19 protein-coding genes are annotated in these 25,181 nt (G+C 65.2%); 17 read left to right on the top strand and 2 right to left on the bottom strand.

Features of this window, described 5'->3' with window-relative positions:
* Positions 1-5 precede the first annotated feature (5 nt).
* The 3 genes from ACRQEC_RS04075 to ACRQEC_RS04065 all read left to right on the top strand — a co-directional run bounded on the left by ACRQEC_RS04075 (position 6) and on the right by ACRQEC_RS04065 (position 2,880).
* Entirely contained in the window at positions 6-1,001 is a 996-nt protein-coding gene (locus ACRQEC_RS04075; RefSeq protein WP_284889767.1) for an acrylyl-CoA reductase family protein, read from the top strand.
* Positions 1,002-1,094: 93 nt separating this feature from the next.
* On the top strand, positions 1,095-2,066 hold the full coding sequence (locus tag ACRQEC_RS04070) for an L-lactate dehydrogenase (protein ID WP_026428978.1): 972 nt from the start codon (positions 1,095-1,097) through the stop codon (positions 2,064-2,066).
* 88 nt (positions 2,067-2,154) lie between these two features.
* Positions 2,155-2,880 carry a DNA-3-methyladenine glycosylase gene (locus ACRQEC_RS04065; protein WP_284889768.1) on the top strand — a complete coding sequence of 242 codons (726 nt, stop codon included), beginning with the start codon at positions 2,155-2,157 and terminating at the stop codon, positions 2,878-2,880.
* Positions 2,881-2,963: 83 nt separating this feature from the next.
* Here the strand turns inward: ACRQEC_RS04065 and pulA are convergent, their stop codons facing one another.
* On the bottom strand, positions 2,964-5,753 hold the full coding sequence (gene pulA, locus ACRQEC_RS04060; protein ID WP_284889769.1) for a pullulanase-type alpha-1,6-glucosidase: 2,790 nt from the start codon (positions 5,751-5,753) through the stop codon (positions 2,964-2,966).
* Between the two features lie 186 nt (positions 5,754-5,939).
* Between pulA and ACRQEC_RS04055 the strand changes: the two genes are divergently transcribed.
* Together ACRQEC_RS04055 and ACRQEC_RS04050 are read left to right on the top strand one after the other, a co-directional pair.
* On the top strand, positions 5,940-6,461 hold the full coding sequence (locus ACRQEC_RS04055) for a (deoxy)nucleoside triphosphate pyrophosphohydrolase (RefSeq protein WP_284889770.1): 522 nt from the start codon (positions 5,940-5,942) through the stop codon (positions 6,459-6,461).
* 120 nt (positions 6,462-6,581) lie between these two features.
* Positions 6,582-7,379 (top strand): hypothetical protein, encoded by a 798-nt coding sequence (locus ACRQEC_RS04050; protein WP_284889771.1) that lies wholly within the window; start codon positions 6,582-6,584, stop codon positions 7,377-7,379.
* Here the strand turns inward: ACRQEC_RS04050 and ACRQEC_RS04045 are convergent.
* Positions 7,376-8,488 carry a histidinol-phosphate transaminase gene (locus ACRQEC_RS04045; RefSeq protein WP_284889772.1) on the bottom strand — a complete coding sequence of 371 codons (1,113 nt, stop codon included), beginning with the start codon at positions 8,486-8,488 and terminating at the stop codon, positions 7,376-7,378. The genes ACRQEC_RS04050 and ACRQEC_RS04045 overlap by 4 nt on opposite strands.
* Positions 8,489-8,644: 156 nt before the next feature.
* Between ACRQEC_RS04045 and ACRQEC_RS04040 the strand changes: the two genes are divergently transcribed.
* The 12 genes from ACRQEC_RS04040 to ACRQEC_RS03985 all read left to right on the top strand — a co-directional run bounded on the left by ACRQEC_RS04040 (position 8,645) and on the right by ACRQEC_RS03985 (position 25,176).
* Positions 8,645-9,487, top strand: coding sequence for a fructosamine kinase family protein (locus ACRQEC_RS04040; protein WP_284889773.1), 843 nt, complete (start codon positions 8,645-8,647; stop codon positions 9,485-9,487).
* Positions 9,488-9,615: 128 nt separating this feature from the next.
* Positions 9,616-11,070 (top strand): adenylosuccinate lyase, encoded by a 1,455-nt coding sequence (purB, locus tag ACRQEC_RS04035; RefSeq protein WP_284889774.1) that lies wholly within the window; start codon positions 9,616-9,618, stop codon positions 11,068-11,070.
* Positions 11,071-11,174: 104 nt separating this feature from the next.
* Positions 11,175-11,858, top strand: coding sequence for a DedA family protein (locus tag ACRQEC_RS04030; RefSeq protein WP_016441929.1), 684 nt, complete (start codon positions 11,175-11,177; stop codon positions 11,856-11,858).
* Between the two features lie 114 nt (positions 11,859-11,972).
* The gene (locus ACRQEC_RS04025; RefSeq protein WP_284889775.1) at positions 11,973-13,223 is read left to right on the top strand and encodes an ATP-binding protein; all 1,251 of its coding nucleotides are present in this window, start codon (positions 11,973-11,975) and stop codon (positions 13,221-13,223) included.
* 87 nt (positions 13,224-13,310) lie between these two features.
* Complete coding sequence (locus tag ACRQEC_RS04020) at positions 13,311-14,750, top strand: Eco57I restriction-modification methylase domain-containing protein (protein WP_284889776.1); 1,440 nt, start codon at positions 13,311-13,313, stop codon at positions 14,748-14,750.
* Positions 14,747-15,694, top strand: a complete 948-nt coding sequence (locus ACRQEC_RS04015) for a BsuBI/PstI family type II restriction endonuclease (RefSeq protein WP_284889777.1) — start codon at positions 14,747-14,749, stop codon at positions 15,692-15,694. Before ACRQEC_RS04020 ends, ACRQEC_RS04015 begins: the two co-directional genes overlap by 4 nt.
* Complete coding sequence (locus ACRQEC_RS04010; protein ID WP_284889778.1) at positions 15,687-15,875, top strand: hypothetical protein; 189 nt, start codon at positions 15,687-15,689, stop codon at positions 15,873-15,875. Before ACRQEC_RS04015 ends, ACRQEC_RS04010 begins: the two co-directional genes overlap by 8 nt.
* A 94-nt stretch (positions 15,876-15,969) precedes the next feature.
* Positions 15,970-16,215, top strand: coding sequence for a heavy-metal-associated domain-containing protein (locus tag ACRQEC_RS04005; RefSeq protein WP_284889779.1), 246 nt, complete (start codon positions 15,970-15,972; stop codon positions 16,213-16,215).
* A complete protein-coding gene (locus ACRQEC_RS04000) occupies positions 16,216-18,771 on the top strand; it encodes a heavy metal translocating P-type ATPase (RefSeq protein WP_284889780.1) in 2,556 nt (851 codons plus the stop codon).
* Between the two features lie 135 nt (positions 18,772-18,906).
* Positions 18,907-21,744 (top strand): lysylphosphatidylglycerol synthase transmembrane domain-containing protein, encoded by a 2,838-nt coding sequence (locus tag ACRQEC_RS03995; protein WP_284889781.1) that lies wholly within the window; start codon positions 18,907-18,909, stop codon positions 21,742-21,744.
* Positions 21,744-23,444, top strand: a complete 1,701-nt coding sequence (locus ACRQEC_RS03990; protein WP_284889782.1) for a DUF2079 domain-containing protein — start codon at positions 21,744-21,746, stop codon at positions 23,442-23,444. The genes ACRQEC_RS03995 and ACRQEC_RS03990 overlap by 1 nt, the downstream gene beginning before the upstream one ends.
* 7 nt (positions 23,445-23,451) lie before the next feature.
* On the top strand, positions 23,452-25,176 hold the full coding sequence (locus ACRQEC_RS03985; RefSeq protein WP_284889783.1) for a DUF2079 domain-containing protein: 1,725 nt from the start codon (positions 23,452-23,454) through the stop codon (positions 25,174-25,176).
* Positions 25,177-25,181: the final 5 nt, after the last annotated feature.

The raw sequence follows: 25,181 nt of genomic DNA, 5'->3' as shown, positions 1-25,181 counted from the left end.
AATGCATGGCTACTATTTTTGTGCGGTACGACGACGCAGCCGCGCCCACAGTTACTTTCGATACTCAGGCCGGTGGAGCAAATGCGGCCCCGTTCGGGGAAGGCGATGTGCTCCTCGATATTTCCTGGTCCTCCCTCAATTACAAAGATGCGCTGTGCCTGAAAGGCGACCGGGGTGTGGCTAGGGTCAGCCCGCTTATTCCCGGTATTGACGCGGTGGGGACGGTGCGGGAGGCCGGCCCGGACAGCCCGGTGCGCCCGGGGCAGCTGGTCAGCGTGAACGGTGCGGGGCTGGGTGAATTCCGGCACGGGGGTTACACCCCGCAGTTGCTGGTTCCGGGAGATGCCTGCGTGCCGGTGCCGGAAGTGTTCAGCGCCGCGCAGGCAGCGGCCTTGGGAACGGCCGGGTATACGGCGGCGCTGTGCGTGCTGGCGCTCAGTGATCACGCGGTGAAGGACGGCCCCGTTGTGGTAACCGGGGCGAGCGGCGGGGTGGGAAGTATCGCGCTCCACCTCCTCGCACGGCTCGGCTATGAACCGGTGGCGCTGACCGGGCGGGCCGAGCGCTTCGGGGATTTCCTGCGCGGGCTCGGGGCAAACGAGGTGCTTGCGCGCTCGGAATTCGAGGCTCCTTCCGCGCGGCCGCTGCAGAAGAGCCGCTTCGCGGGCGGGGTGGATACCGTGGGCGGGCAGGTGCTCGCGAATCTACTGGCGCAAACTCGCTGGGGCGGGACGGTGGCCGCCTGCGGGCTGGCCGGCGGAACCGCGCTGCCCACCACGGTGCTGCCCTTTATTTTGCGGGGCGTCACCCTGGCCGGGGTGGATTCGGTGCGGGCCCCGCGCGAACTGCGTCTGCGCGCCTGGAAGCTGCTGGCCGAGCACGTGGATACCGGCGTGCTCGATTCCCTCACCCACGTGATTGAGCTGGCGGAGGTTCCCGCAGCCGGGCGCGAGCTGCTGGCCGGCCAGCGTTACGGCCGCACGGCGGTGCGGGTCAGCTAAGGGCGGGTCAGCGCCGGCCGGGCGGTGCCGCGGGCCGGCAAACGGCCCGTAGCCCCCGTTTGGCGCGGCCCGCACCGGCTAAAATAGTGAAATATGATTGACCAGCGCACTGAAGGCTCAAAGGTTTCTATTATTGGCGCCGGGGCGGTGGGCACCTCCCTCGCCTACGCCATGCTCATCAAGGGCGTGGCCCGGCATGTTGTTCTTCAAGATATCAACGCACAAAAAGTGCATGCCGAAGCTCTCGATCTTATGCACGGTGGCCAGTTCATGCCGACCGCCAAAATTGAGGGCACCGATAACGTGGAGGCCACCGCGGATTCCGATGTTATCGTCATTACCGCCGGGGCGCGCCAGCGGCCGGGCCAGTCCCGCTTGGACCTTGCGGGCGCGAGTGTGGCGATGATGCGCTCCATTGTTCCCCCACTCGTTGAGCTCTCCCCCAACGCGATTTTCGTCGTCGTCGCCAATCCTGTGGACGTGGTCACCCAAGCCGTCCTCAAAATCTCCGGGCTGCCGCCCGCGCGCGTTTTCGGGACAGGAACCGTGCTGGATTCTTCGCGGCTGCGCCAGCTCATTTCGCAGAAGTTCCACGTGGCCACCTCGAATGTGCACGCCTATATGTGCGGCGAGCACGGGGATTCCGAAACTCCCATGTGGTCGATGGCGTCGATTTCCACGGTGCCGATCCGCGAATGGGAGCTGCGCTCCGGCCCGGTCACCGATGAACTCCTCGACGGTATCGCTGACCGCGTCATCAACGCCGCCTACGAAGTGATCGAAGGGAAAGGCTCCACGAATTACGCCATCGGGCTGGCGGCCTCCCGGATTATCCAGGCGGTGCTGCGCGACGAACACGTGGTGCTTTCCGTTTCCCGGCTCATGACCGGCTGGAACGGGATTTCCGGGGTGTGCATGTCCGTGCCCACCATCGTGGGGGCGCGCGGCGCGATCCGGCAGATCGATATGAAGCCCTCCGACGCGGAACTGGAATCCCTGCGGGCCAGCGCCGCGCAGATTCGCGAAGCGCTGTCCAACCTTGAGGGTATGGGCGACGACGCCTAGGCGGCGCGCGGCACTCACCCGAGCACCCGACTCGATAGGGCGTAAGAGCGGTAGGCGTAGCACTGGGAGGAGTAGCGGCGGGAGGAGTATGACGGACGCGAATATGGCGGGCACCGCGGCGGAAAGCGCCGAGGCGGCGAGCATCGCGGACCTGAGCCGGCCGGCCGATGAGCTGGCCCCGCTGCTGCTGGGCGCGGTGGTAGGCGACGGCGCCGTGGCGGTGCGCCTCACCGAGGTGGAAGCCTACCTCGGGGCGAGCGACCCGGCCTCCCACGCTTTCGCCGGACCCACCCCGCGCGCCCGCGTCATGTTCGGGCCACCCGCCCACCTCTATGTCTATCTCAGCTACGGCATCCATCGCATCGGCAATATCGTCTGCGGGGCGGATGGCCAGGCCAGCGCGGTGCTCTTGCGCGCCGGCGAGGTCGTGGCCGGGCTGGAGGAGGCCCGCCGGCGCCGGACCCGGCCAGGGGCCACACCGCCCGCGCGCCAGGCCCTGGCGTGCGGGCCGGGCAACTTGGGCCAGGTGTTAGCTTTGGATATCTCCATGAGCGGGCTGCCGCTGATGGTGCGGGATGCAGATGGCGGGGTGCTCGATCCCGCCGTCACCCCCAGTCCTGCCGAAGCACGCAGCTGCACTCTTGCCCCGGTGACTGCTTCCGCCGGATTGGCGGGGCGGGCGCTGTGGCTGGAGTTGCCGCCGGCGCCGCTGCCCTACCGGGTGGGGCCTCGCATTGGGATTTCCCGAAATAAGGATGCACCGTTGCGCTTCTGGCTGCCCGGGGATCCCACCGTCAGCGGGCGGCGCAGCTAGCGTCCCCGCGGCATAACCGTGGGCGAATTCCAAGCGTCGCTAGCCCCCCGCGGGATAGGGGCACAGCACACCGCACAGCACAGTTATGACCGCTGCGCCAGCAGGAAAACCGCGACGGAGCGGGCTGGCACAGTAACGGTGCCGCTAATGAGCGTGGCGGCGCGGACTGCGTCGTCGTGCCCATGAAGCTGAATGGGCGAAAGCTCATAGGTTTCCGTGACGCCCTCGATTTTTTCTGTGACGGGGCGCGGGGAGGCGTTGAAGGCGATGATGATGCCGTCGAGCTGCGGGTCGATATCCGGGCCGGCGGTGTCGTCGATGCGCATGATGATGAGGCCGGGGGTGGCGCCCGGCCCGCCGTTGGGGAAACTCACTTTCGCGCGGATAAGCTCCGCGCTTCCCAGGGTGATGAGCGGGCTGGAATGGCGCAGGCGCAGCAGGTCGCAGGCGATGGCGCCCGCGCGGGCGATCTGTTCCGGGCCGGGGCGCAGTTCGGGGCGCGCCAGCAGCGGCCGGATGACCGGCCAGGAGGCTTCGTTGCGGTTGGCGGGCGGGAGGCCCACCCCGAAATTATTGCTCTGCCCGGAGAAATCCAGGCGGTTGAAATGGTCCCCGGAATTATAGGAATCCCGGTCCAGGGACTTCGAGCGGAGCAGCTCGGTGCCCGCGTGCCAGAAAGCCGGGGCCTGCCCGAGCGCCACCGTGGCCAGGGAGAGCAGCGCCATCCGGATGCGGTCATCGGTGCTCAGGGAGAGCGGCAGCTTGTAGGCGCCAATATCCCACAGGGTTTCGTTATCGTGTGCGTCCACGTAATTGACGGCTTCCTGGGGTTGGGCGGCGAAACCGGCGGGCCGCCCGCCGTAATCCAGCTCGGCGCCGCTTTTCCATTCCCCGGTGTGGGTGCGGAAGCGAAAATCGCGCAGAGCCCCGGCGAGGGAGAGTTTGACCAGGTCGGTGGCGTGCCCGAGGCGTGCGCGATTCTCCTCCGGAGAGCACGGGCTGTGGCCGTTCGGGTCGGTGAACAGGCCGGTGCCGTAGCCCTGGTGGTGGCGTTTATCGGAATCGAAAGGCCCGCCGCCGTGGACGGCATCGCGCAGGCGATCATTGAAGGCCCCGATCCCGGTGCCGTTCAGCTCCAGCTGGGTGGCCTGGCGGAACCGCGCATTATCGGCCACCTCCCCGAAATTCCAGCCTTCCCCGTAGAGGTAGATGCGCGTGCCGTCGATGCCGTCGCGCTCCACCGTGAGGGCATCGAGGGCGGCGCGCACCGCCTCCATATTTGCCCGCGTATGGTGGCCCATGAGGTCGAAACGGAAACCGTCCACGCGATAGTGCTTGGCCCACAGCACCACCGCATCGACCATGAGTTTTTCCGCCATGAGGTTTTCAGTCGCCACATTCGGGCAGCAGGTCGACGTTGCGACGGCGCCGCGCGCGTCCAGGCGGTAATAATAACCGGGTACCACTTTATCGAGGACGGAGGCCGGCGCCCCGCCCGCTGCGGCGGTGTGGTTGTAGACCTGATCGAGTACGACACCGAGGCCAGCCGCATGCAGCCCTCCCACCATGGCACGGAACTCATTTATGCGCGCCCCGCCATTGGGTTCCACCGCGTAGCTACCTTCCGGCGCCAGGTAATGGAACGGATCGTAGCCCCAGTTATAGGCATCGGAATCCGCCACCGCACTCACGGCCTGCTGCTGGGCCGGGGAATCCGGGGCGGCCGGCGGGATCCGCGGGATTTTCTGGTTCTCGGGGCGTTCGGGAATAGTGGCGATATCGAAGGTGGGGAGGAGGTGAACGGTGGTCATCCCGGCGGCGGCCAGGGCGCGCAGGTGGCGCATCCCGGCCGAATCCGGCAGCGTAAACGCACCGTATTTTCCGCGCAGGTGTTCGGGAACGATGGGATCCGACATTGAAAAATCGCGCACGTGCAGCTCGTAAATGGTGTGGGCGGCCGGGTTGGTGAGGGTGCGCTGCGGGGCGGTGCGCCAGAGTTCTGGCTGGTAGGCCGGGTCATCCATATCCACGAAGACGGCGCGCTCGGAATCCACCGTGAGGGCCACCGCGTAGGGGTCGGTTACCCGGTAGGTCACCACGGTGCCCGCCCGGGGTTCCACAACCTCGACCTCGAAAAGATAGCTGGCGTTCTTCCAGGCCGGGGTGCCATGCACGTGCCAAATACCCAGCTCATCGCGGGTCATGGGGTGCGTGGTGGTGCACGCGGCAGCGGTTCGGGTGGCGTCGCGCGTGGCGGAGCTAGCGGTGCACGCAGCGGCACCAGTGGCGGGGCCAGCGCCGTCGCCCGCGCCCGCACCCGCGCCATCGCCCGCACCCTCGCCCGCGCCCGTCACCTCAATACGAACCTGGCGGGCGGTGGGTGCCCACAGTGCCACCGCGGGCGCATCCCCGTTCCACGTGACACCGAGGCGCGCCTGGCGGGCACCCGCGTAAAGATCATCAATCATCCCGGCAATCTGCACCCCGGTCAGAGCGTTCAGTTCACCGGAGCCACTACGGCGTGCCACCAGGAGCTGCCCGCGCAGGGCCTCACGCAGCTGATGGGACGGCACCCCACTCAGGCGTAGCGCGGCATAGCCGGCCAGGTGAGGGCGGGTAGGAATGGCCGCAGCCGGGATACCGCCCGGGTCCACCGCGAGGGCGCAAAGCCGCGTGATGCCGAGCTGTTCTGCGCCCCTATCGCCACGCGCACTATCCCCGAGCACCCCGGCCCCGTCCGGGCAGACCCACAGCTCAAAGCTGTCGCCCTCCGCGATCTGCTCCGCGGGCCAGGCAATCAACGAGCGGTTAACCGATTGCGCGAGGAACTCCCCGGAGCCGAAAAGCGCCTCAGAACTCCAGTGGTGGGTCATGGTGATCTCCTGTGATCGGCAACATGGGAGCGGTGCGGATACGCGCGGGGACGGTGCGCGAACGGCGCCCGCAGGGTGGGGCAATGCGCGGCCAGTTTATCCGGTGGCAGAACTCACTCACAAGGTGAACGCGTATCCGCACCGCCCACCCCAGGAATTAATATGGGCGGCGAGGAGGTATCCGATATGACATCCGAATCCACATCTCACCTAATACCCGTATCTGAGCCGGCCCCGGTAACCGCTCCGGCACCGGACTCCACCGCGGAGCCGGCGCCCCGCCTGGTGGTGGGCGCAGCCCTCGTCGCCGACCTCACCAATCCCAGCGGCGTGCTGGCCACCCAGCGCTCCTACCCTGAATGGGCGGACGGCCTGTGGGAATTCCCCGGCGGCAAAGTGGAACCCGGGGAAACCCCGCGCGAGGCCCTGCACCGGGAGATTTCCGAGGAACTGGGCTGCGGTATTGATATCGGCCGGCAGCTGGCCAATCCCGATAGCCCGGATGGATCCTGGGACCTCAGTTCCGGGGAGCATAACGCCGGGCTGCGGATGATGGTGTGGCTGGCGCGGCCCTTCGGGGAGATCACCCTGGGCCCGGCGCACCGCGATGCCCGCGTCCTCACCGCCGCGGAGCTCGACAGCGTGAAGTGGCTGCCCGGCGATATCCAGATTCTGCCCGTGCTGCGCGCCGCCCTGGGTGGGCGCTAGCCGCAGGCCACGGCGGGGGCCGCGTGGGGCAGGCTTCCTAGCTGCGCCGTCGTACCTAAGATGACGCACGGCGCGCGGTGCCGTAACCTAGGAGGACAATCCCCAGCACAAGGAGTACGCATGAGACACGGCGCGCACGGCCCGGCGCGATGGCCGCTGTATTTCTTGCTTTTCGCCGCTGCCGTTCTCGCGGGCGTGCTCGCCCTGGTGGGGGTTTCGTATTTTTCTGGCGACGACGCCGCCGCGCCGGCGCCCACCGCCGCCGGTTCCGAACCCGGGCGCAGCGCCTCCACCGATCTCACCCAGCTGCGCGAACAGGTTCATGACTTGCGCTCGGGCTCCTGCCCGAATCCGGAGAGCGCGGCGGCAACCCTGGCTGATTACGCCACCGCGGCGGCCGCGGGTGGCACCTATACCGCCGAAGTGCCGCTGCTCACCGAGGCCCTGCGTACTCTCTCCTCCAGCTGCGGGGCGGAATACACCCTGAGCTTGAGCACGGCGCTCAGCGATATTGCCGCCCCGGCGGATTTCCAATCTTTCGCGGCCTCGCGCCAGTGGTGGAAACTGGTGCGGCCCGCCCCGCCGGAGGCTACCCGGCTGGAATCTTTCACCACCCCGATGAATAACGTGCGCTGCTCCCTCGACGAAAAAGCCGCCAATTGCACGATTTTCACCTATGACTATGTGTCGCCGCCCGGCTGCGAAGGCGAACCGGCCAATTACACCGTGGGGCTGACGGGCACCACCACCTCCGGGTGTTCCACCCAGGTGAGCACCGCCAAAGAAGTGCCCTACGGCAGCGTGGTGGCCGCGCACGGTTTCGCCTGCACCGCCGACCAATACGCCGGGATTTCCTGCTGGTCAGAGCTGACCGGCCACGGGTTTACGGTGCGACGGGCCGCCGAAGAAGTGTTCTAGCTGCTGCGTTCGCCGAGCGCGCGCACGGCCGCGAGCACCCGGGCGCTGCCTTCCGGTTCGGCCACGCTGATCCGCACACCTTCGCCGAGCACTCGCACCAGCACACCGGCATCCATGCAAGCATCCTCGAAACGCGCGGCGCTCACCCCGTGCCGGTCCAGTTCCGCCGCGGAAACCCACAGGAAATTCGCGTGCGAGGTGGGCGTGTGCCAGCCGTCCTGCGCGAGCTGGGCGGCCAGCTCATCGCGGGCGCCGGCGAGCTGCGCGGCACGCTCCAGCACGGTATCCGCTTCGGTGAGAGCCGCCTGGCCAGCCACCTGAGCGAGGCGATTGACGCCGAAAGGCGTGGCGATACGGCGCACCGGCTCGGCCAGCGCGGGGCTGGTGAGCAGGTAACCCAGCCGCAGCCCGGCCAGCGCAAAAGCCTTGGAAAACGTGCGCGCCACCGCCACATTTGGGTACTGGCGCGCCAGTTCCTTCCCGTTTTGTACGACGGCGCGGCTCGCCTGGCTTTCGCCCACCGCGGGAGCGAAGTGAATATAGGCCTCGTCGAGAAGCACCGGGATGCGGGCAGGAACCTTGGCCAGGAAGCTGGCTAGCTCGGCGTGCGGAATGGTGGTGCCGGTGGGATTATTGGGCGAACACAGGAGGATGGCGCGGGTATTGTCCGTAATGGCGGCGGCCATGGCGTCCAGGTCATGGGTGCCATCCGCGCGCAGCGGCACGCCCACGAAACGCCCGCCCGCGGCAATGGTGGCAATGGGGTAGGCCTCGAAGGAGCGCCACGGGCTGACTACTTCGCCGCCCGGAGTCACCACGGCTTGCAGGAATTTTTCGATGAGGGCAGTGGAGCCGTTTCCCACCACAATGCCTGCCGGATCCCAATTCTCATAGGCCGCGAGCGCGGCGGTGAGCTGCGCGCAGGACATATCGGGATAGCGGTTGAGCTCCCCGCCCTGAGCAACCGCGGCCGCGAGCGCGGCGGCCACCGCCGGGGTGGGCGGGAAGGGAACTTCGTTGCTGGAGAGTTTGACGCTATCGGCGTTGCGGGGGCGTTTCCCGGCAACATAACTGGGCAGATCGGCTAATTCAGGGCGGAACCATTGCATTCTTCTATTGTGCACCATCCCCGCGAGCCACCCCGGGGCCGTTCCGCGCCGCCGTACCTTCGCGCCGTGCGCCTTGTCCGCGCACCGTGCTCCGTCCGCCCGCACCGTTATCCGGAACGGTGCGTCACCCGGCGCGGGGCGCCGTAGGATGCGGGTATGGAGACCTTTGTGAAAACCGGTGATCCGGCTGAGATCTGGGGTGAAGCGCTTTCGCTGGCGGAGCTGGCTGAGGCCACGCCGAGTGGTGGGGCGCCCGTCGTGCCCCTCCTGTCCACCGCCGCGGAGCATGACCGCGGTGTTATTCGTGAAGAACGCTTACGCTCCGTGCGCGCCACCGCGGTGGCCGCGCGGGAATTCGGGGCGCGCCTGGCCCGCACTCACGCCTGGGATCCCTCCGGGCACCGGATTTTCGGGCAGGCTCCCGGTGGCGCGGCTGCTCCCTCCACCGCGGCTCCGTCCACGGCTGACCGCTCCCGCCGGATCCGGCTGGGTTCCTGGGATTTGCCGGTGGTGCCCGCCGATTTCCCCGCCCGCAGCTTCGGGGAGTTTTACGCCGCGGATCGCATCGAGCCCTACCTGGGCCCCGCCCGCGATAACTGTGCCTTGGATGCGAGCGGCACCCACGCCCTGGAGCGTTTATGCGAGCGCCTGCGCGACGGCGCTTTCGATAGCCCTCAGCCGGCCCTGGTGCACAGCCCGGCCGCCCTCCTCCATGGCGATTTATGGAGCGGCAATGTGATGTGGACGGAGCGCGGCGGGATGCTCATCGACCCGGTTTCTCACGGCGGACACGCGGAAACCGACCTGGCCACCCTCACGGTCTTCCGCGCGCCTTTCGCGGAGGAGATCTACGCCGGCTATAACGAGGTCTCCCCGCTCGCTTCCGGCTGGCCGCACCGCATCGGCCTGCACAGCCTCCATATCCTCATCCTCCACGCCGCACTTTTCGGCGGTTCCTACGGCGCGGAAACCCTGGCCGCCGCCCGGCCCTACCTCTAGTCCTGCCAGCCGAACGTGCATTCCCGATAGGTACCCAGCACCGCGCCGGCCACCACCGGCCACCACCGGGCACCCCGGTGTACGCCCGCGGTTCTGCCAGCCGGGCGCGGATCTGCCAGAATAGAGCCATGAGTGAGCAGCGCGCGCCAGAATCAGCTTCCGAGTCCACCCCCGTCCCGAATATTTCCGGGCCGCTATCCCCCTTAGACGGCCGCTACGCCAGCGCCACCGCCCCGCTCCAGCCCTACCTGTGCGAGGCCGCGCTCAACCGCTACCGGATTCACGTGGAAGTCGAATGGTTGATTTTCCTGTGCGAACGCGCCGTGATTCCCGGGGTGGGGGCGTTGCCCGGCAGCGCCGTCGTATATTTGCGGTCACTTCCTGAAAAGTTCGACGACGCCGCGGCACGCGAGCTGGCCACCATTGAGGCGGAAACACGGCACGATGTCAAGGCTGTCGAATACTTCATCAAGAAGCGCATGGACGCCGGCGGGCTGGGCCACCTGCGCGAAATGGTCCATATTTTCTGCACCTCGGAGGATATTAATAGCCTGGCCTGGGCGCTGGGCGTGCGCGATGCGGTGCGCCGCTGCTGGTTGCCGCGCGCTTGGGGCCTGGTTTCGGATCTGAGTGAGCTGGCCCGCACCCACGCTGAGCTTCCCATGCTGGCTCATACGCACGGGCAGCCGGCTTCGCCCACCACCGTTGGCAAGGAGCTTGCCGTTTTCGCGCACCGCCTGCACCGTTCCCTGCGCCGGGTGGAAGCCGCGGAATACTACGGGAAATTCTCCGGGGCCACCGGGACTTTCTCCGCGCACGCCACCGCGGTTCCGGAGGTAAACTGGCCGGAACTGGCCCGCGATTTTGTGGAATCCTTAGAGCTGAGCTGGAATCCGCTCACCACCCAGATTGAGTCCTATGATGCGCTCGCCGATCTTTTCGACGATATTGCGCACGCCAATCGCATCGCCCATAATCTCGCCACCGATATGTGGACCTATATTTCCCTGGATTATTTCCATCAGAACCTGGCGGCGCAGGGCTCGACCGGATCCTCGACGATGCCGCATAAGGTCAATCCCATTCGCTTCGAAAATGCGGAAGCGAATCTGGAGATCAGCTCCGGGCTTTTCGGGGTGCTCAGCCAGACGCTGGTGACCTCCCGGATGCAGCGCGATCTCACCGATTCCTCCACGAAACGCAATATCGGGGTGGCGCTCGGGCACTCCTACCTGGCCCTCGATAATTTACGGCGCGGGCTGGCCGGGGTGGATCCCAATCCCACCAAACTCGCCGCTGATCTGGACGCGAATTGGGAAGTGCTGGGCGAACCGATCCAGCAGGCCATGCGGGCCGCGGCCCTGGGCGGGGCCGAACACCTGGAAGACCCCTACGAGCGGCTCAAGGCACTCACCCGCGGGCGGAAAGTCACCGCGGCAGATATGCGGGAATTTATTGCGGGATTGGGGCTACCCGGGGACGTGGAGAAACGTCTTCTTGCTCTCACCCCGGCCGGGTACACCGGCCTGGCTGCCCGCCTCGTGGATTTCCTGGAGGACACGCCCGGGACCGCAGCCAGCTAAGCCTGCTAAGGTAACCGGCAGGCCGCGCGGTAGCGCGGCGGCGTCGTCGTAAAAAATACGGCATATGTGCCGCACTTCGCGGCGTTCGCAACCAGAGGAGAAGCGTGAACGTAGCAGCATGGACGAGCGTCCTGGCGACCGCACCGGCGCCGGGCGGCGACCCGGGCGCGATGGGCGGGATCACCGGCTGGGTGGTCAGTGTGATGGACGCTATCGGCGGGTTCGGGGCGGCGCTTCTTATCGCGCTGGAAAATATTTTCCCGCCGCTGCCCTCCGAGGTGATTTTGCCGCTGGCCGGGTTCACGGCCTCCTCGCCCACCTCGAATATGACGCTCATCGGCGCGATTCTGTGGTGTACCGCCGGTTCGCTGGCCGGGGCGTGGCTGCTGTACGGGCTGGGCGCCTGGCTCGGGCGGGAACGCACCCGCAAAATTCTGCTGTGGTTCCCGCTCACCAAACAATCCGACGTGGATAAAACCGAGGCCTGGTTCGATAAGCACGGCAGTTGGACCGTGTTCTTCGGGCGCATGGTGCCGATTTTCCGCTCCCTTATTTCGCTGCCCGCCGGCGTGACGAATATGGGGATGCTGAAATTTACCGCGCTGACGGCGGTGGGCTCAGCGATCTGGAATACGATTCTGATTTACGCCGGTTACCTGCTGGGTGCGAATTGGACCATCGTGGAAGATTACGTGGGGATTTTCGCGAAGATCGTGGCGGTGGTGTGCCTGGTGATCGCGGTGGGGTGGATTATTCACCGCGTGGTTGTGAACCGGCGCGGGCGTTAGGACGTAAAACTCTCAAGCAATTCCGGCTAAAGGTAGCGTAGAAGTTCGGCTAAAAGTAGGATAGAAAGCCGGCTAATGGTAGCGTAGGGCGCCTGCTAACGGTAGGATAGGGCTATGCGTTACCATGAGCGAGCGATTGATAAGCGGCTAGACGCATTACTTCCCGAGGTTCCTGCAATCGCGATTGACGGCGCGAAAGACGTGGGGAAAACCGCCACCGCCTTGCAGCGCGCGAATACAGTATGGCTGCTTGACCGCCCCGAAACTCAATATGTGGCGGCCGCGGATCCGGATTTCACCACCGTCCCGCCCGGCACCCTCTTATTGGACGAATGGCAGAAAGTCCCGGCGGTGTGGGATTCTGTGCGGCGCCAGGTAGACGGGGGTGCACCTGCGGGAAGATTCCTGCTGACCGGCTCAGCCACGCCTTTCGATGCCGGCGGGCTGCACAGCGGAGCCGGACGAGTGCTCTCTTTACGGCTGCGCCCGATGGCATTATTCGAACGCGAACTCGTTGAGCCTAGCGTGAGTTTCGGTGACCTGCTCAAGAACCCGAATCAAGACATAACCGGCCATACGGATTTTGCTTTGCCGGATTATTGCCGCGCCATAGCCCGGAGCGGCTTCCCCGGGATCATGACGAAATCCGCTGAAGTGACCCAAGAGTTACTGGATTCGTATCTGCGCTTGATTATCGACCGTGATTTACCTGATTACGGGGCAACGGTGCGCCGCCCGGAAGTATTGCACCGCTGGTTAGCTGCGTACGCGGCGGCGAGTTCCCTCACAACCTCGTACGCCAATTTATTAGATGCCACCACCGGTGGGGATGGCACGCAGCCGGCAAAAAGCACCACGATTACGTACCGGGAACACCTCACCGCACTGTGGATTTTGGACCCCATCCCCGGTTGGGCACCCGCCAGCAACGCCTTGAAGCGACTGCAACTTGCACCCAAACACCAGCTAGCCGATCCGGCGCTGGCGCTGCGGCTACTCAACCTGAATGAGACCACATTGCTGGGTGCACGCGGGCAGAAGTTCTTGGGGCAATTATTCGAGTCTCTAGCCGCGCTGAGCGTGCGAGTCGCAGCCGAAGCCAACCGGGCTCGCGTATTCCATTTACGAACCCGCAACGGAGACCACGAGGTGGACTTGATAGCGGAGGGCCCGAGCGGAGAAATCGCCGGAGTGGAAGTGAAACTCGCCAACGCGATTAGCGAGCATGACGTGCAGCACCTGCTGTGGTTACGCAAGCAAATTCCCGAACACGACCCGCTGCTCATGGTCCTCAACACCGGCACCCAGGCATACCGCCGCCCCGACGGAATTTACGTTATCCCTCTCGCGCTATTGGGGGCGTAAATGCGACGACGGCGCACACTCCGGCCGCGCAGCGCTCGCAAATTCGGGGGCATATTTTGTGTCGGGGCCCTACGTTAGGATTGCCCCATGGAGATGATGGAGCGGGCTGAACACAGGCGTGATGCCGCTCTAGCCTGCCTGGATTCCGCCGAACAAGCAGCGCGTGGGCAGTTCTTCACCCCGCCGGCCGTTGCTGGCATCATGGCACGGATGGTGCGGATGTCGCATCTGCCGGAATCTGGCGTGATCCGTATCCTTGATCCCGGTGCAGGAACCGGAATGCTCAGCGTTGCGGTGGCTAGTTATCTGCGCGCGGCCCACCCGAATCTCACGCTTGAGATCACCGCGGTGGAAAACGATCCAGATCTTCTCCCCGCACTGCGGGAAGCCCTGGCGGACTGCGCACACTTGGGTGCCACGGTCACGCTTGTGCCGGAAAATTACATCGAATGGGCTCCGCGAGCACGGCAATACTTCGATCTCATTATTCAGAATCCTCCGTATCACAAACTCCGCGTGGGCAGCCCGGATGATGTAGCGCTGCGCGCGCATGGAATACAGGTTCCTAACGTGTATGCGGCCTTCATGGCACTGGGGATTCGCCAATTGACGCCGCGGGGCCAGATGGTGGTTATTTCGCCGCGCTCATGGATGAATGGCACCTATTATTCACGCTTCCGCAAGGATCTCACCAACAGGGTTTCCCTTGACGCGATTCACACCTTTGAGTCTCGTTCCCTGATTTTTGGGGATATGGATGTTCTGCAAGAGTCGATCATTATGTGTGTGAGCGCGGGAATCCAAGGGGATCGGATCCTCATCCGTTCTTCCATGGATGCTTACGCTCCGGTTCGTGAACGCACTGTATCAGCCGCGGAGGTCATCCGATCAAACGCTATTTTTGTGCCGGCCTCGCAAAGCGATAGCGATGCGGTTTCCTGGATGGAAAGTTTCCCCTATACTTTGGCTGATCTCGGGCTCAGTGTTTCAACTGGCAAGGTGGTTGGTTTTCGCTGCAAAGAAATAGTACATACTGATCCCGACCTTCGCTCTCAACGCTTGATCTACCCGGCGAATATCGTCGATCACCGGGTTGTTCATCCGCGAGCCACACTGTCAAAGCCGCAGTGGATTCACCCCGTAGATAGTGCCGGGCTAAAACTGTTATGTCCGGCCGGAAGCTATGTGCTGGTAAAAAGATTCTCCTCCAAAGAAGAAGCGCGCAGGATTATATCGGCCGTTTGGACCAGCGCAGAGCCCTCAGCTTTCGACAATAAGCTCAATTACATCCACGAATCCGGTGGCGGCCTCGACCCGGTGCTGGCCCGCGGGATCGCACTCTGGCTTAACTCCCCGCAGATTGATGCCTACTTCCGTGTTTTCAGTGGACATACTCAAGTGAATGCCACCGATCTTCGCCTCCTTAAATTCCCGGACCGCCATGCGCTGGCCATCCTTGCTCGGCAAAACGGCAATCCAGCGCTGAACATACAGCACTTATGTGACGGGAGAATAAAAGCAGCATGAGTACTTTAGAAGAAGCGCGCGCCATCTTGAGAGCGCTGGAATTCGACGACAAGCGCACAAACGCCATGTCCGGGCGTACGCTCATGGCATTAGCCGGTGTAGATGCGCACACCCCCTGGGTAAAGGCAACCACCGAGAGGATGGGCGTGCGAGCCATCATGGACTGGATGCGCGACAAGCTTGACTATCCGATTGCTGAAAACTCACGTGAAACAGTACGTAGGTTTGTTCTACACCAGTTCATTGAGGCGGGATTTTGTCTTTATAACGACGACGATCCATCGCGCCCAACAAATTCGTCCCTAAATAACTACCGCCTCAACCCCGAAGTGATACTCGCGATACGCCAATTCGGAACTCCTGATTTTGATGCTGCTGTTGCTGAGTACCTCGCTGATATGCCCGGGCTTGCTACGCGATACGCCCAAGCCAGAGAGCTCACCCGGGTTCCCGTGACTCTCCCGAACGGGAAAGGCATAAGCCTCAAAGGTGGTGGGCAAAATACTCTCCTGAAGGCCATGATCGAGGATTTCTGTGGCTTCTTCATTCCTGGCGGCGAAGTGCTGTACGTGGGAGATGCCGATTCGAAACTTCTGCTCTTCGACGAAGAACGGCTGCGATCGCTCGGGGTTCAGCTCAATACACACGGAAAACTTCCCGATCTGATCGTCTACGACCCGGGTAAAAATTGGCTGTTCCTCATGGAAGCTGCTTCCACACACGGCCCAGTTGACCACACGCGTAAAAACGAATTGTCACGACTTTTCGCCTCCTGTACAGCAGATCTCATCTACGTATCCTGTTTTCCGGATTTAGTCACTATGCGCAGGTTCCTCACCGATCTTGCATGGGAAACAGAAGCGTGGGTCGCTACCGATCCAACGCATTTGATTCATTTCAATGGCAAGCGATTCCTTGGGCCATACAATGAAAAACATGGATAAAAAGCCACTCGAGCAGAAAGATTCTCCACTGCTGCAGCTGTGGAAAAACGGGGACGTACAGGAAGCAACAATTCCGTGGCCGGACTTTGTTGAGCTTGCGTCTACGCCCGCCGAGCCTACGCCCGATGGGCCAACGGCAAGCGAGATTCTGAAACAGATGCGTGAAGAAGAACGCTACTAGGATTCCCGAGCCGCAAGCTATGCGGGAATAGCACCGCCAGGAATCGTGTTAAACCGAGTGCACCCCACCTCGGGGCTGAAGAAGGAGGCGCACCATGGCAACAGAAGAATTTGATCGCACTATCGAACTGAAAGTCACCGGGATGACCTGCGAAAACTGCGTCAAGCACGTAAGCGCGGAACTCGATGCTCTCCCGGATGTCAACAGCGTGCTCGTCACCCTAAACCCGGAAGGCACCTCCTCGGTGCTCGTGTACACCCCGCACGATTTTTCCGACGACGACCTCAAAGCCGCAGTAGCCGAAGCCGGCGACTACACCGTGACCGAGATCATCCGCTAAATGACATCCACCACGCCGGATAGCGCAGCTCCCGTTGCCGAAGTGAACCTCGCGATTTCCGGGATGACCTGCGCTTCCTGCGTGGCGCGCGTGGAAAAGAAACTCAATAAGCTGCCCGGGGTGCGCGCCTCCGTCAATCTCGCTACCGACGAAGCACGCCTCGAACTCAGCGAAACCGGGGCGCAGCTGGACACCGCCGATTTCCTTGCCCAGGTCAGCGCGGCCGGCTACGAGGCCCAGCTCATTTCCCGCACGGACCTCACCCCCACGGCCGGGAGCAGCACCGCTACAGGCGCGGGTGCCCGCGCGGGCACAACCGATCCGCACGACGACGCACACCCGGCCACCGCCAACCCGAGCGCGCAAGCCGAATCCGCCCGCGCAGCAGCTACGCGTGAAGCAGCCGACGCCCAGGCGAGCGCCCGTATCGCCTCGCTGCGGCGGCGTTTCTGGATCTCGCTGGCTCTCTCCATCCCGGTGGTGGCACTCTCCATGATCCCGGCCCTGCAATTCCCGTACTGGCAGTGGGTCATCGGCGCGCTCACCCTCCCGATCGCGCTCTGGTGCGGCTGGCCTTTCCACCGTTCGGCCGCCGCCGCGCTGCGCTACGGCTCCACCACCATGGACACCCTCATCTCGCTGGGCACCCTGGCCTCGCTGGGCTGGTCGCTCTGGGCGCTGCTGTGGGGCGGGGCCGGCGGCGCCGACTACCGCATGTCCATGACCGGCATCCACGCACTCGCCACCGGCGCCCCGCACGGCTCCCACGTGTATTTCGAAACCGCAGCCATGATCGTCACCTTCCTCCTGTTGGGGCGCTGGCTGGAGACCCGCTCGCGCCGCAGTGCCGGCGATGCGCTGCGGTCCCTCCTCGCTTTAGGGGCCGACGACGCACGCCGGGTACGCACCGCCTCCGGAGCGGATGTTGATGAAATAATTCCTGCCAGCAACCTGGCCGTCGGCGACGAATTCCTCGTGGCCCCCGGCACGAAAATTGCAACCGACGGGGTGGTGGTCTCCGGGACTACCGCGGTGGATGCCAGCCTCCTCACCGGCGAATCCACCCCGATTGATGTAGGCCCGGGCGATGAGGTCACCGGGGCGACCCTCACCACCGCCGGCGCGATCCGGGTGCGGGCCACCCGGGTGGGCCGCGATACCACCCTGGCGCAGATGGGCCGCCTTCTCACCCGCGCCCAATCCGGGAAAGCCCCGGTACAGGCGCTCGCGGACCGGGTCTCCGCAGTATTTGTACCCGCCGTTATCCTCATTGCGCTCGTGACGTTCGGGGTGCGCCTGGCGCTCGGTAACCCCCTGGACCTGGCCATCATGACCGCCATTACGGTGCTGGTGGTGGCCTGCCCCTGTGCTCTAGGCTTGGCCACCCCCACCGCGCTCATGGTGGGTTCCGGGCGGGCTAGCCAGCGCGGCATCCTCATCCACGGCCCGGAAACCCTGGAAAGCGCCCACAGCGTAGACACCATTATTTTGGACAAAACCGGAACCCTCACCACCGGAACCATGGCCGTGGACCGGGTGATTCTCCCGCCGGCAGGGGCACTTAGCGGTAGTGGCGGCGTCGTCGCCCAAAAAGAAGCCGCGGACAAAGAAGCGGCGGAAAAAGAAACGACCCACGAAGAAAACACGTACAACGAAGCGAAAGAAGCGCTGGCCCTGGCCGCGAGCGTGGAGAACTATTCCGAGCATCCCCTCGCCCGCGCCATTGTGGCCCGGGCGCGTGAGGAGGGGCTGGAGCTCGCCCCCACCACCGATTTTGAGAATCTGGCCGGGCAGGGCGTGCGCGCCACCATCGGCGGGCAGCGCTACTACGCGGCCTCCCCGCGAGCGCTGCGGGACGCCGGCGTGGACCTCTCCGGGTGGGAGGCTGTGTTGGAAGAAGCCGCGAGTGGCGGGGCATCCCTGGTGATGCTGGCACGCGTAGGTGACGACGGCGCGGCGCGTGGGCGCGAGGGGAGCGAACGCGAAGCCGGCGCACACGAAGCGCTCGCCCTCGTGACGGTGCGCGACCAGCTGCGCCCCACCTCCGCCGCGGCCGTCGCCGAACTCAAAAACCTGGGCCTCACCCCGATTTTGGCCTCCGGGGATAACGCGGCCACCACCCGCGCGGTGGCCCGGGCCGCCGGAATCGAGATCGTGCACGCCGAAGTCCTCCCCGAAGAAAAAGTCCGGGTGGTGGAAGCGGCGCGCGCGGAGGGCCGGCGGGTTGCGATGGTCGGGGACGGGGTGAACGACGCCGCAGCTCTGGCCGCCGCGGACCTCTCCATCGCGATGGGCTCGGGCACGGACGTGGCCAAAGCCGCCTCCGATATCACCATCGTCAATTCCGATCTGCGCAATGTGGGGGCGGCGCTGCGCATCTCCGCCGCCACCTTACGGGTCATCCGCCAGAATCTGGCCTGGGCTTTCGGCTACAACCTCATCGCCATTCCGGCGGCGGTGGCCGGGATTATCCTCCCTGGGTTGGCGGCGGCGGCCATGGCTTCCTCCTCGGTTATCGTGGTGCTCAATTCGCTGCGGCTGCGCCGGGCCGAATAGCCGGGCACCGAATCGCTGGGCGCACGCCGCCGCACGCGCACCGCGACCGGCACCGTGCCCACCGAATAACCGCGCCCACCGAATAACCACGCCAGGTCACAGGAGAAACTAATACCTATCAACTAGACTGAGCTGGTGCGCCACAACGAGGAAACGAGCCCGGTCCAGCCGGCGGAGGTAGAAGCCGCCCCGGCTGCGATAAGCGCGCCAGAAGCACACACCTCCGTTTCCGCTGCTTCACCGGCACTTGCGGAAGCTTCCCTTGAGGAGCACACCGAACCCGTAGAGCCCGCCGAACCCGCCGAGCCCGCCGTGCACCGCGTCCTCCTCGTAGACGAAATCGCGCGCTGGACCCGCCGCCCCGCCAATCTGCTGCGCGGCATCCTCTTCACCCTGGCCATCGCCGGGATGCTCCTCATCTCCCGCTTCGGATACACCACCACCGTGGCCGTCACGCACGACGTCGCCAACGCCGCCCCGGATACCCTCCGCACCATTTTCTCCATGCCCATTAACGTGCTCGAGGGCCTCGTCTCGCTTTTCCTCCCCCTCCTGCTTTTCTTCGATATCATCCGCTACCGGCGCTGGCGCACCCTCGTGACCGCACTGGTGGCCATGGCCGGAGCGCTCGCCATCTGCTACGGCTCCCTGTGGCTTTTCGAGCGCTTCATGCCCACCTCGCAAATCACCATCGACCTCTCGGATACCATCCAAGAACAGGCCGCCGTGGGCATGCTCCCCTACGTTTCGATTATCGCCACCATCCTGGTGGTGGCCGCTTCCGAACGCCAGGGCCGGCTGGTGCGCACCGGCTGGTGGGCGCTGGGAATCGTGCTGGTGCTGTCCGTGCTCCAGGGCGCCCAAACCCTGACCGGCGCGCTTACCACCGTGTTCGTGGGGATGGCCTGCGGCTATTTCGCGCTCTACGCTTTTGGGGATTCGCCCGACCGCGCCACCGGCGCCGCCGTCGTCACTCTTATTCGCCGCGCCGGCCTGGACGCACGCAGCATTATCCGCGTGGATGCGGGCGACGACGCCGATATGCACGCGTGGTCCGTTCCCGTGACCGGCCCGCTCGGATATGTGGATACCGCGATTCTCAAAGAGCTGCGCGAGGCCCTCACCGGGCATAGCGGAACGAGCAGCGATACCGGCCGCAGCGCGCATACCAGCGCCGCTTTCGCTGCCGACGCGGGCGCGGAAACCGAGGGCGCGCTCCCCGCGAGCGTGGCGGGCGCCTACCAGCTGGGCGAACCGGAGGACGATATTAACGTGCGCGCCCTCATCGCCCAGGCCCGCCACGAAGTCCGCCCGCTTATCGGGGACGTCAATTCCCGCCACTACGTGGTTACTTTGGCCGACGGCGCCCATTACGTTGCCGCCCTCATTGACTCGGATCGTGCGGTCCTCGGGCGCCTGGCCAGTGCCTGGCAGCGAGCCACCCTCACCCAGGTCACCCAGCGGACCGGGGATAACGTGGAGGAAACTGCCGAGCGCACCCTCCTCATGGAAGCCCTCGCGGTGAACGCCGGGGTGGCCCCGCGGCGCGATGCACATTACGCGGCGGCTGGCGCGTCCGCCGTCGTCGCTTTTGCGGATATCGAGGCCGTTCCCCTCACGGATCTGGAGCCGGAAGATATCTCCGACGCGGCACTGGACTCCATGTGGTTCACGCTCGAACGCGCGCACGCACGCGGGCTCACCCACCACGATATTCGCGCCGGGGTGGTCGCGGTGCGCGGAGACGAAGCCCTCATCACCCACTGGCGCAACGGCAGTTTTTCTTCTAATGAACTCTCCCGGCATATTGATTTGGCGCAGTTGTACCTGCTCCAGGCGGTGGCGGTGGGCCCGGAGCGCGCCGTCGCTTCCGCGCTGCGCTGCATTTCCCGCGACCGGCTTTCCTCGGTGGCCCCGACGATCCAGCGCACCATTATGCCGGCGCAAACCCTGGCCGAACTCGAGGATAAAAAGGGCGTGCAGCGCATGCGCGAGGTGCTCTTGGAGGTCCTCCCGCAGGATATTGGCACCGCCACCCAGACCATCCAGCTGCGTAAATTCTCCGCGAAGACGATTATTACCATCGTCATCGGGGTGCTTGCCATCTTTATTCTGCTCGGCTCCATTAATTTCACCGAGCTGCAAGAAACGATTCGCAATGCCAACCCGTGGTGGATGCTCGCCGCGTTTATCGCCAGTTTCGCAACGTACGTGGGCGCGGCGCTGTGCCTGAAAGCCTACACCGCCGAACGCCTGCCGCTGTGGGAAACCAGCGAGGTGCAGATCGCCGCCTCGGTGCTGGGGCTGGTCATGCCGGCCGGCATCGGTCCACTCGCCCTCAATTTGCGCTACCTGCAACGTAACCAGGTGGCCACCCCTGTCGCGGTGGCCACCGTGTCCCTGGTGCAGATCGCGCAATTTATTACCACGGTGCTGCTGCTATTGGCTCTCGGGCTGCTCACCGGCGACTTCGGGAATCTTTCCATCCCGAGCACCTCCGTGATGCTCATCGTGGCGGCGGTGGCGGCCCTGGGCGCGGCCGTGTACTTCATTCGCCCGCTGCGCCGCAAGGTCATTGAGCTGGTGCGCCCCACCATCGAGCAGGTGTGGCCGCGCGTGGTGTGGCTGGCTACCCACCCGTCCCGGATTCTCGCCGGTTTCGGCGGTTCGCTCCTCATGACGGTGAGTTTCGTGGCGGCCTTCGGTTTCTCCCTCGCGGCCTTCGGGGAGACCCTGCCGGTGGTCACCCTCGCGATCACCTACCTGGTTTCCAATTCGGTGGGCTCCCTGGTGCCCTCCCCCGGTGGTATCGGCCCGGTGGAAGCGGCCCTCACCGGCGGGCTCACCATCGCGGGCCTACCGTATTCGGTGGCCTTCTCCACCGCGATCCTGTACCGCCTGCTCACCTTCTGGGCGCGGGTGCCCATCGGCTGGTTCGCGCTGCGGCACCTCCAGAAAAAGGACATTATCTAATGCGCGGCAGGCCGGCGCGGAAGCTGGACGCGCGCGGGGTGCGGGCACATTCCCGAAGGGCACCGGTGCGCGCGGGGGCGCCGCGCGCGGTACTCGCGTGGGCGCGCAAGCACTGTGATACGACGGCGCTGCTCCTGGCCGCGGGTGCTTTCGCCGTGTACATGTTCTTCTCCTGGTATACCTGGGTGAATTTCTCCTCTCCTTCGTGGGATCAGGGTATTTTCACCCAACTGGCCGACCAGTACGCCCGCTGGCAGTTCCCACCCATCGTGGATATTAAAGGCCCGGGCTTCAACCTGTGGGGCGATCATTTCCATCCCATTTTGCTGCTGACCGGACCGCTGTTCTGGCTCTGGCCCTCCGGGTTGAGCCTGCTCACCCTCCAAGCGGTGCTTTTCGGGATGTCGGTATATCCCATCGCGCGTTTCGCCCGCGCCCGGGTGGGGGCCGTGCCGGGCACCCTCATCGGGGTGGCCTACGCGGCCAGCTGGGGGCTCACGTCCGCGCTCGTGGTGCAATTCCACGAAATCGCCTTCGCGGTGCCCTTGCTCGCTTTCGGGCTGACAGCCTGGCTGGAGGGCCGCTACGGGCGCGCCGCCGTGCTCATCTCCCTGCTGGTTTTCGTCAAGGAGGACCTCGGCCTCACGGTGGCCTGCTTCGGGGTGCTGGTGGCGCTGCTCAGCTGGCGCGGGGCGCGCGGGCACGGCGGTGCGTCCAGCATCGGCGGCGCGGCGGCGGCCGGCAGTGCGGCGGCGGCCGGCAGCGCAGGGCAGTGCGGCAGCCGCGGAGCGCGCGACTGGCGCGAACTGGCCGGCATTGGCGCCTTCCTGGCCGCCTGGGGCACCGCCTGGTTCCTGGCCACCACCCAGGTCATCCTCCCGGCTTTCAATAATTCCGGGCAGTGGGATTACGCCGGGCGGGTACGCGAAGGCCTCGACCTGGCGAGCATGATCCTCGAGCCTAACCGCTGGGGCACCCTCTGCTATATCGTGGCCGCCCTGGGAATCGTGGGGCTGCGCAGTCCGTGGGCGACGCTGCTGCTCCCCACTCTCGCCTGGCGTTTCGTGGGGGATAACCCCTATTACTGGACTATTTTGTGGCATTATTCGGCGGTGCTCGCGCCGATGATCGCCGTCGCGCTGACCGATGGGCTCGCGCGGGCGGGTGCGCGCGGCGTCGTCGTACCACCACCGGAGGCGCAAGAATCTGAAGCTCCCGCGGCCGCACCCGTGCAACGCGATGCCCTGGGCGTGCTGGCCCGCCGCCCGCGTCTAGCCGCGGCGGCCCTCACCCTTGCGCTCGCCTCCAGTGTGCTCGGCACCGCCTCTAACGGCTTCGGCTCGTGGCTCACGGGGCGTTCCAATACCCAGCAATACGTGTATTTTTCCGATTACGGCGCCTCCCAAACGGCCGAGCAGCGCGACGGGGCCCGCGCGGCGGTGGCGGCGGCCGGCACCGGACGGCACATCCTCGCCGACGTGGTCATGATGGCCTACGTGGTACCGGGCAATACCGTGTACTGGGAGCACAGCTACGGGGGCGCGTATATTGACACGGTGGTGTTTTCCAACCGGCTCAACCATGGCGACGGCGCCCAGGTGGTGGCGTGGATTACCGCGAAAGTGGGCGGGCAGTGGCATATTGTCACGGAGGACGCCGGCTATGTGGTGGTGGCTCGCGACGGCACGGACGGAAGGTGAGAAACGGATGATGATGGCTCGCCGCATGGCAGTTTCGCGCCGCATGCCGGTGCCGCGCCGCATGAAGCTGGCTCGCACCGCGACCTGGTACCGCCCGCTGCGCACCGACCCGGTTCCGTACCTGGTGGCGCTCCTCAGTTTCATTATTTTTACCGCGTTTTCGCTGCACCAGTGGGCGTCTTTGCAGACGTCCTCCTGGGACCTGGGCATTTTCACGCAGCTCGCCCAGCGTTACGCGCATCTCGAAGCACCCATCGTGGATATTAAAGGCCCCGGCTTCAACCTGTGGGGCGATCATTTCCATCCCATCCTGGTGGTGCTCGGCCCGATTTTCGCGCTGTGGCCCAGCGGCGCCACCCTGCTTATTGTGCAAAACGCGCTCTTCGCGATCTCCGCGATTCCACTCACCCGCCTGGCGCGGGCGCGCTGCGGGGCCGGAGCGGGAACTGCTTTCGGCCTGCTCTACGCGGTGTCCTGGGGGCTGACCGCCGCGGTGGCCGCGCAATTCCACGAGATCGCCTTCGCGGTGCCCCTCCTCGCCTACGGGCTAACGGCCTGGGTGGAGGGCCGCTACCGGCGCGCCGCGCTCCCGCTCGGCCTGCTCGTTTTCGTGAAGGAAGACCTCGGTCTCACGTTGGTTGCTTTCGGCGTAGCCGCGCTACTGGCGGAGTTTTTCGCGCAGCGGCGGGCGGTCTGCGGCGTAACGGAGCAGAACGACGACGGCGCCGCGCCGCAGCGGCGCGGGCCAGCACCGCGAGCGCGCTTATCCACCGTGTGCCGCACCCCCGCGGGGCGCTGGGCGGTGGGCCTGGCGATATGGGGCGCGGTGTGGTTTGTACTTTCTATCTGGGTGCTGCTGCCGGCTTTCAATCCGGATGGCGCCTGGGACTACACGGATCGCCTCACGGGCGATGCCGGGCTTTTCACCGGAGCGGCTACGAAGCTCATGACCCTGGCGGTGCTGCTGGGCAGCGCCGGGGTGGTGGGCCTGGCCAGCCCGTGGATTCTGCTCATGCTCCCGACTCTGGCCTGGCGTTTCACGGGAAACGTGGAGTTCTACTGGGGGCTGGACTGGCATTATTCCGCCGTGCTCATGCCGATTGCCACCATCGCGCTGCTCGATGGGTTGGGGCGGCTGGAGCGTTCTATAAGGCTTCGGGCGCGGCGTGGGCATGCCGAGCACGCGACGCATGGCGAGTGCTCCCCGCGAGGCGAGTGCACCCTGCGAGGCGAGTGCACCCCGTGCGGTGAATGCGCCACGGGCAGCGAACGTGCCACGGGCAGCGAACGTGCCACGCGCAGCGGGCACGTCAAGCGCGGCTTGATTGTGCTCGCGCTGGCCGCCAGCGTGATTGCCACGCTGGTCGGTACCCGCGCGAACGCGGTGGGCTGGTGGCTCCAGGGGCGTTACGGCGGAGCGAGCGCGGAGGAGCGAGCCGGCGCACGGGAAGCCCTGGCCGCGGTGCCGGATGGTTCCCACGTGGTTACTGATATACATATGCTGGCCTACCTGGTGCCGAATAATACGGTGTATTGGGAGGGAACCCGCGGGAATGCCGGGGCGAATGCGGTGGTCTTCGCACCCCAATCGAAGGCCAACCACGGGGATGCGCAACAGATTCTCGACTGGGCCAGCACCACCTTCGGGGGCACCTGGCATATTGCTAGCGATAAAGGCGGCTACGTGACCGTGCTGCCCGGCGAAGCCCCCGCGCGCGAGGAAGGAAAATAACACGA

It is taken from the genome of Actinotignum saccati, from assembly GCF_051265055.1.
In the GTDB taxonomy this organism is placed as follows: Bacteria; Actinomycetota; Actinomycetes; order Actinomycetales; family Actinomycetaceae; genus Actinotignum.
Note: the sequence above shows the minus strand (reverse complement) of the source record. Positions and strands in the feature narration are given on the sequence as shown.

Excerpts from the sequence above, each read along its gene's own strand:
- ACRQEC_RS04010 (WP_284889778.1), top strand. The coding sequence starts at position 15,687 with ATGGATAAAAAGCCACTCGAGCAGAAAGATTCTCCACTGCTGCAGCTG.
- ACRQEC_RS04055 (WP_284889770.1), top strand. The coding sequence starts at position 5,940 with ATGACATCCGAATCCACATCTCACCTAATACCCGTATCTGAGCCGGCC.
- ACRQEC_RS03990 (WP_284889782.1), top strand. The coding sequence starts at position 21,744 with ATGCGCGGCAGGCCGGCGCGGAAGCTGGACGCGCGCGGGGTGCGGGCA.
- ACRQEC_RS04040 (WP_284889773.1), top strand. The coding sequence starts at position 8,645 with ATGGAGACCTTTGTGAAAACCGGTGATCCGGCTGAGATCTGGGGTGAA.
- ACRQEC_RS04075 (WP_284889767.1), top strand. The coding sequence starts at position 6 with ATGGCTACTATTTTTGTGCGGTACGACGACGCAGCCGCGCCCACAGTT.
- ACRQEC_RS04015 (WP_284889777.1), top strand. The coding sequence starts at position 14,747 with ATGAGTACTTTAGAAGAAGCGCGCGCCATCTTGAGAGCGCTGGAATTC.
- ACRQEC_RS04020 (WP_284889776.1), top strand. The coding sequence starts at position 13,311 with ATGGAGATGATGGAGCGGGCTGAACACAGGCGTGATGCCGCTCTAGCC.
- ACRQEC_RS04025 (WP_284889775.1), top strand. The coding sequence starts at position 11,973 with ATGCGTTACCATGAGCGAGCGATTGATAAGCGGCTAGACGCATTACTT.
- ACRQEC_RS04050 (WP_284889771.1), top strand. The coding sequence starts at position 6,582 with ATGAGACACGGCGCGCACGGCCCGGCGCGATGGCCGCTGTATTTCTTG.
- pulA (WP_284889769.1), bottom strand. The coding sequence starts at position 5,753 with ATGACCCACCACTGGAGTTCTGAGGCGCTTTTCGGCTCCGGGGAGTTC.
- ACRQEC_RS04005 (WP_284889779.1), top strand. The coding sequence starts at position 15,970 with ATGGCAACAGAAGAATTTGATCGCACTATCGAACTGAAAGTCACCGGG.
- ACRQEC_RS03985 (WP_284889783.1), top strand. The coding sequence starts at position 23,452 with ATGATGATGGCTCGCCGCATGGCAGTTTCGCGCCGCATGCCGGTGCCG.
- ACRQEC_RS04045 (WP_284889772.1), bottom strand. The coding sequence starts at position 8,488 with ATGCAATGGTTCCGCCCTGAATTAGCCGATCTGCCCAGTTATGTTGCC.
- ACRQEC_RS04000 (WP_284889780.1), top strand. The coding sequence starts at position 16,216 with ATGACATCCACCACGCCGGATAGCGCAGCTCCCGTTGCCGAAGTGAAC.
- ACRQEC_RS04065 (WP_284889768.1), top strand. The coding sequence starts at position 2,155 with ATGACGGACGCGAATATGGCGGGCACCGCGGCGGAAAGCGCCGAGGCG.
- purB (WP_284889774.1), top strand. The coding sequence starts at position 9,616 with ATGAGTGAGCAGCGCGCGCCAGAATCAGCTTCCGAGTCCACCCCCGTC.
- ACRQEC_RS04070 (WP_026428978.1), top strand. The coding sequence starts at position 1,095 with ATGATTGACCAGCGCACTGAAGGCTCAAAGGTTTCTATTATTGGCGCC.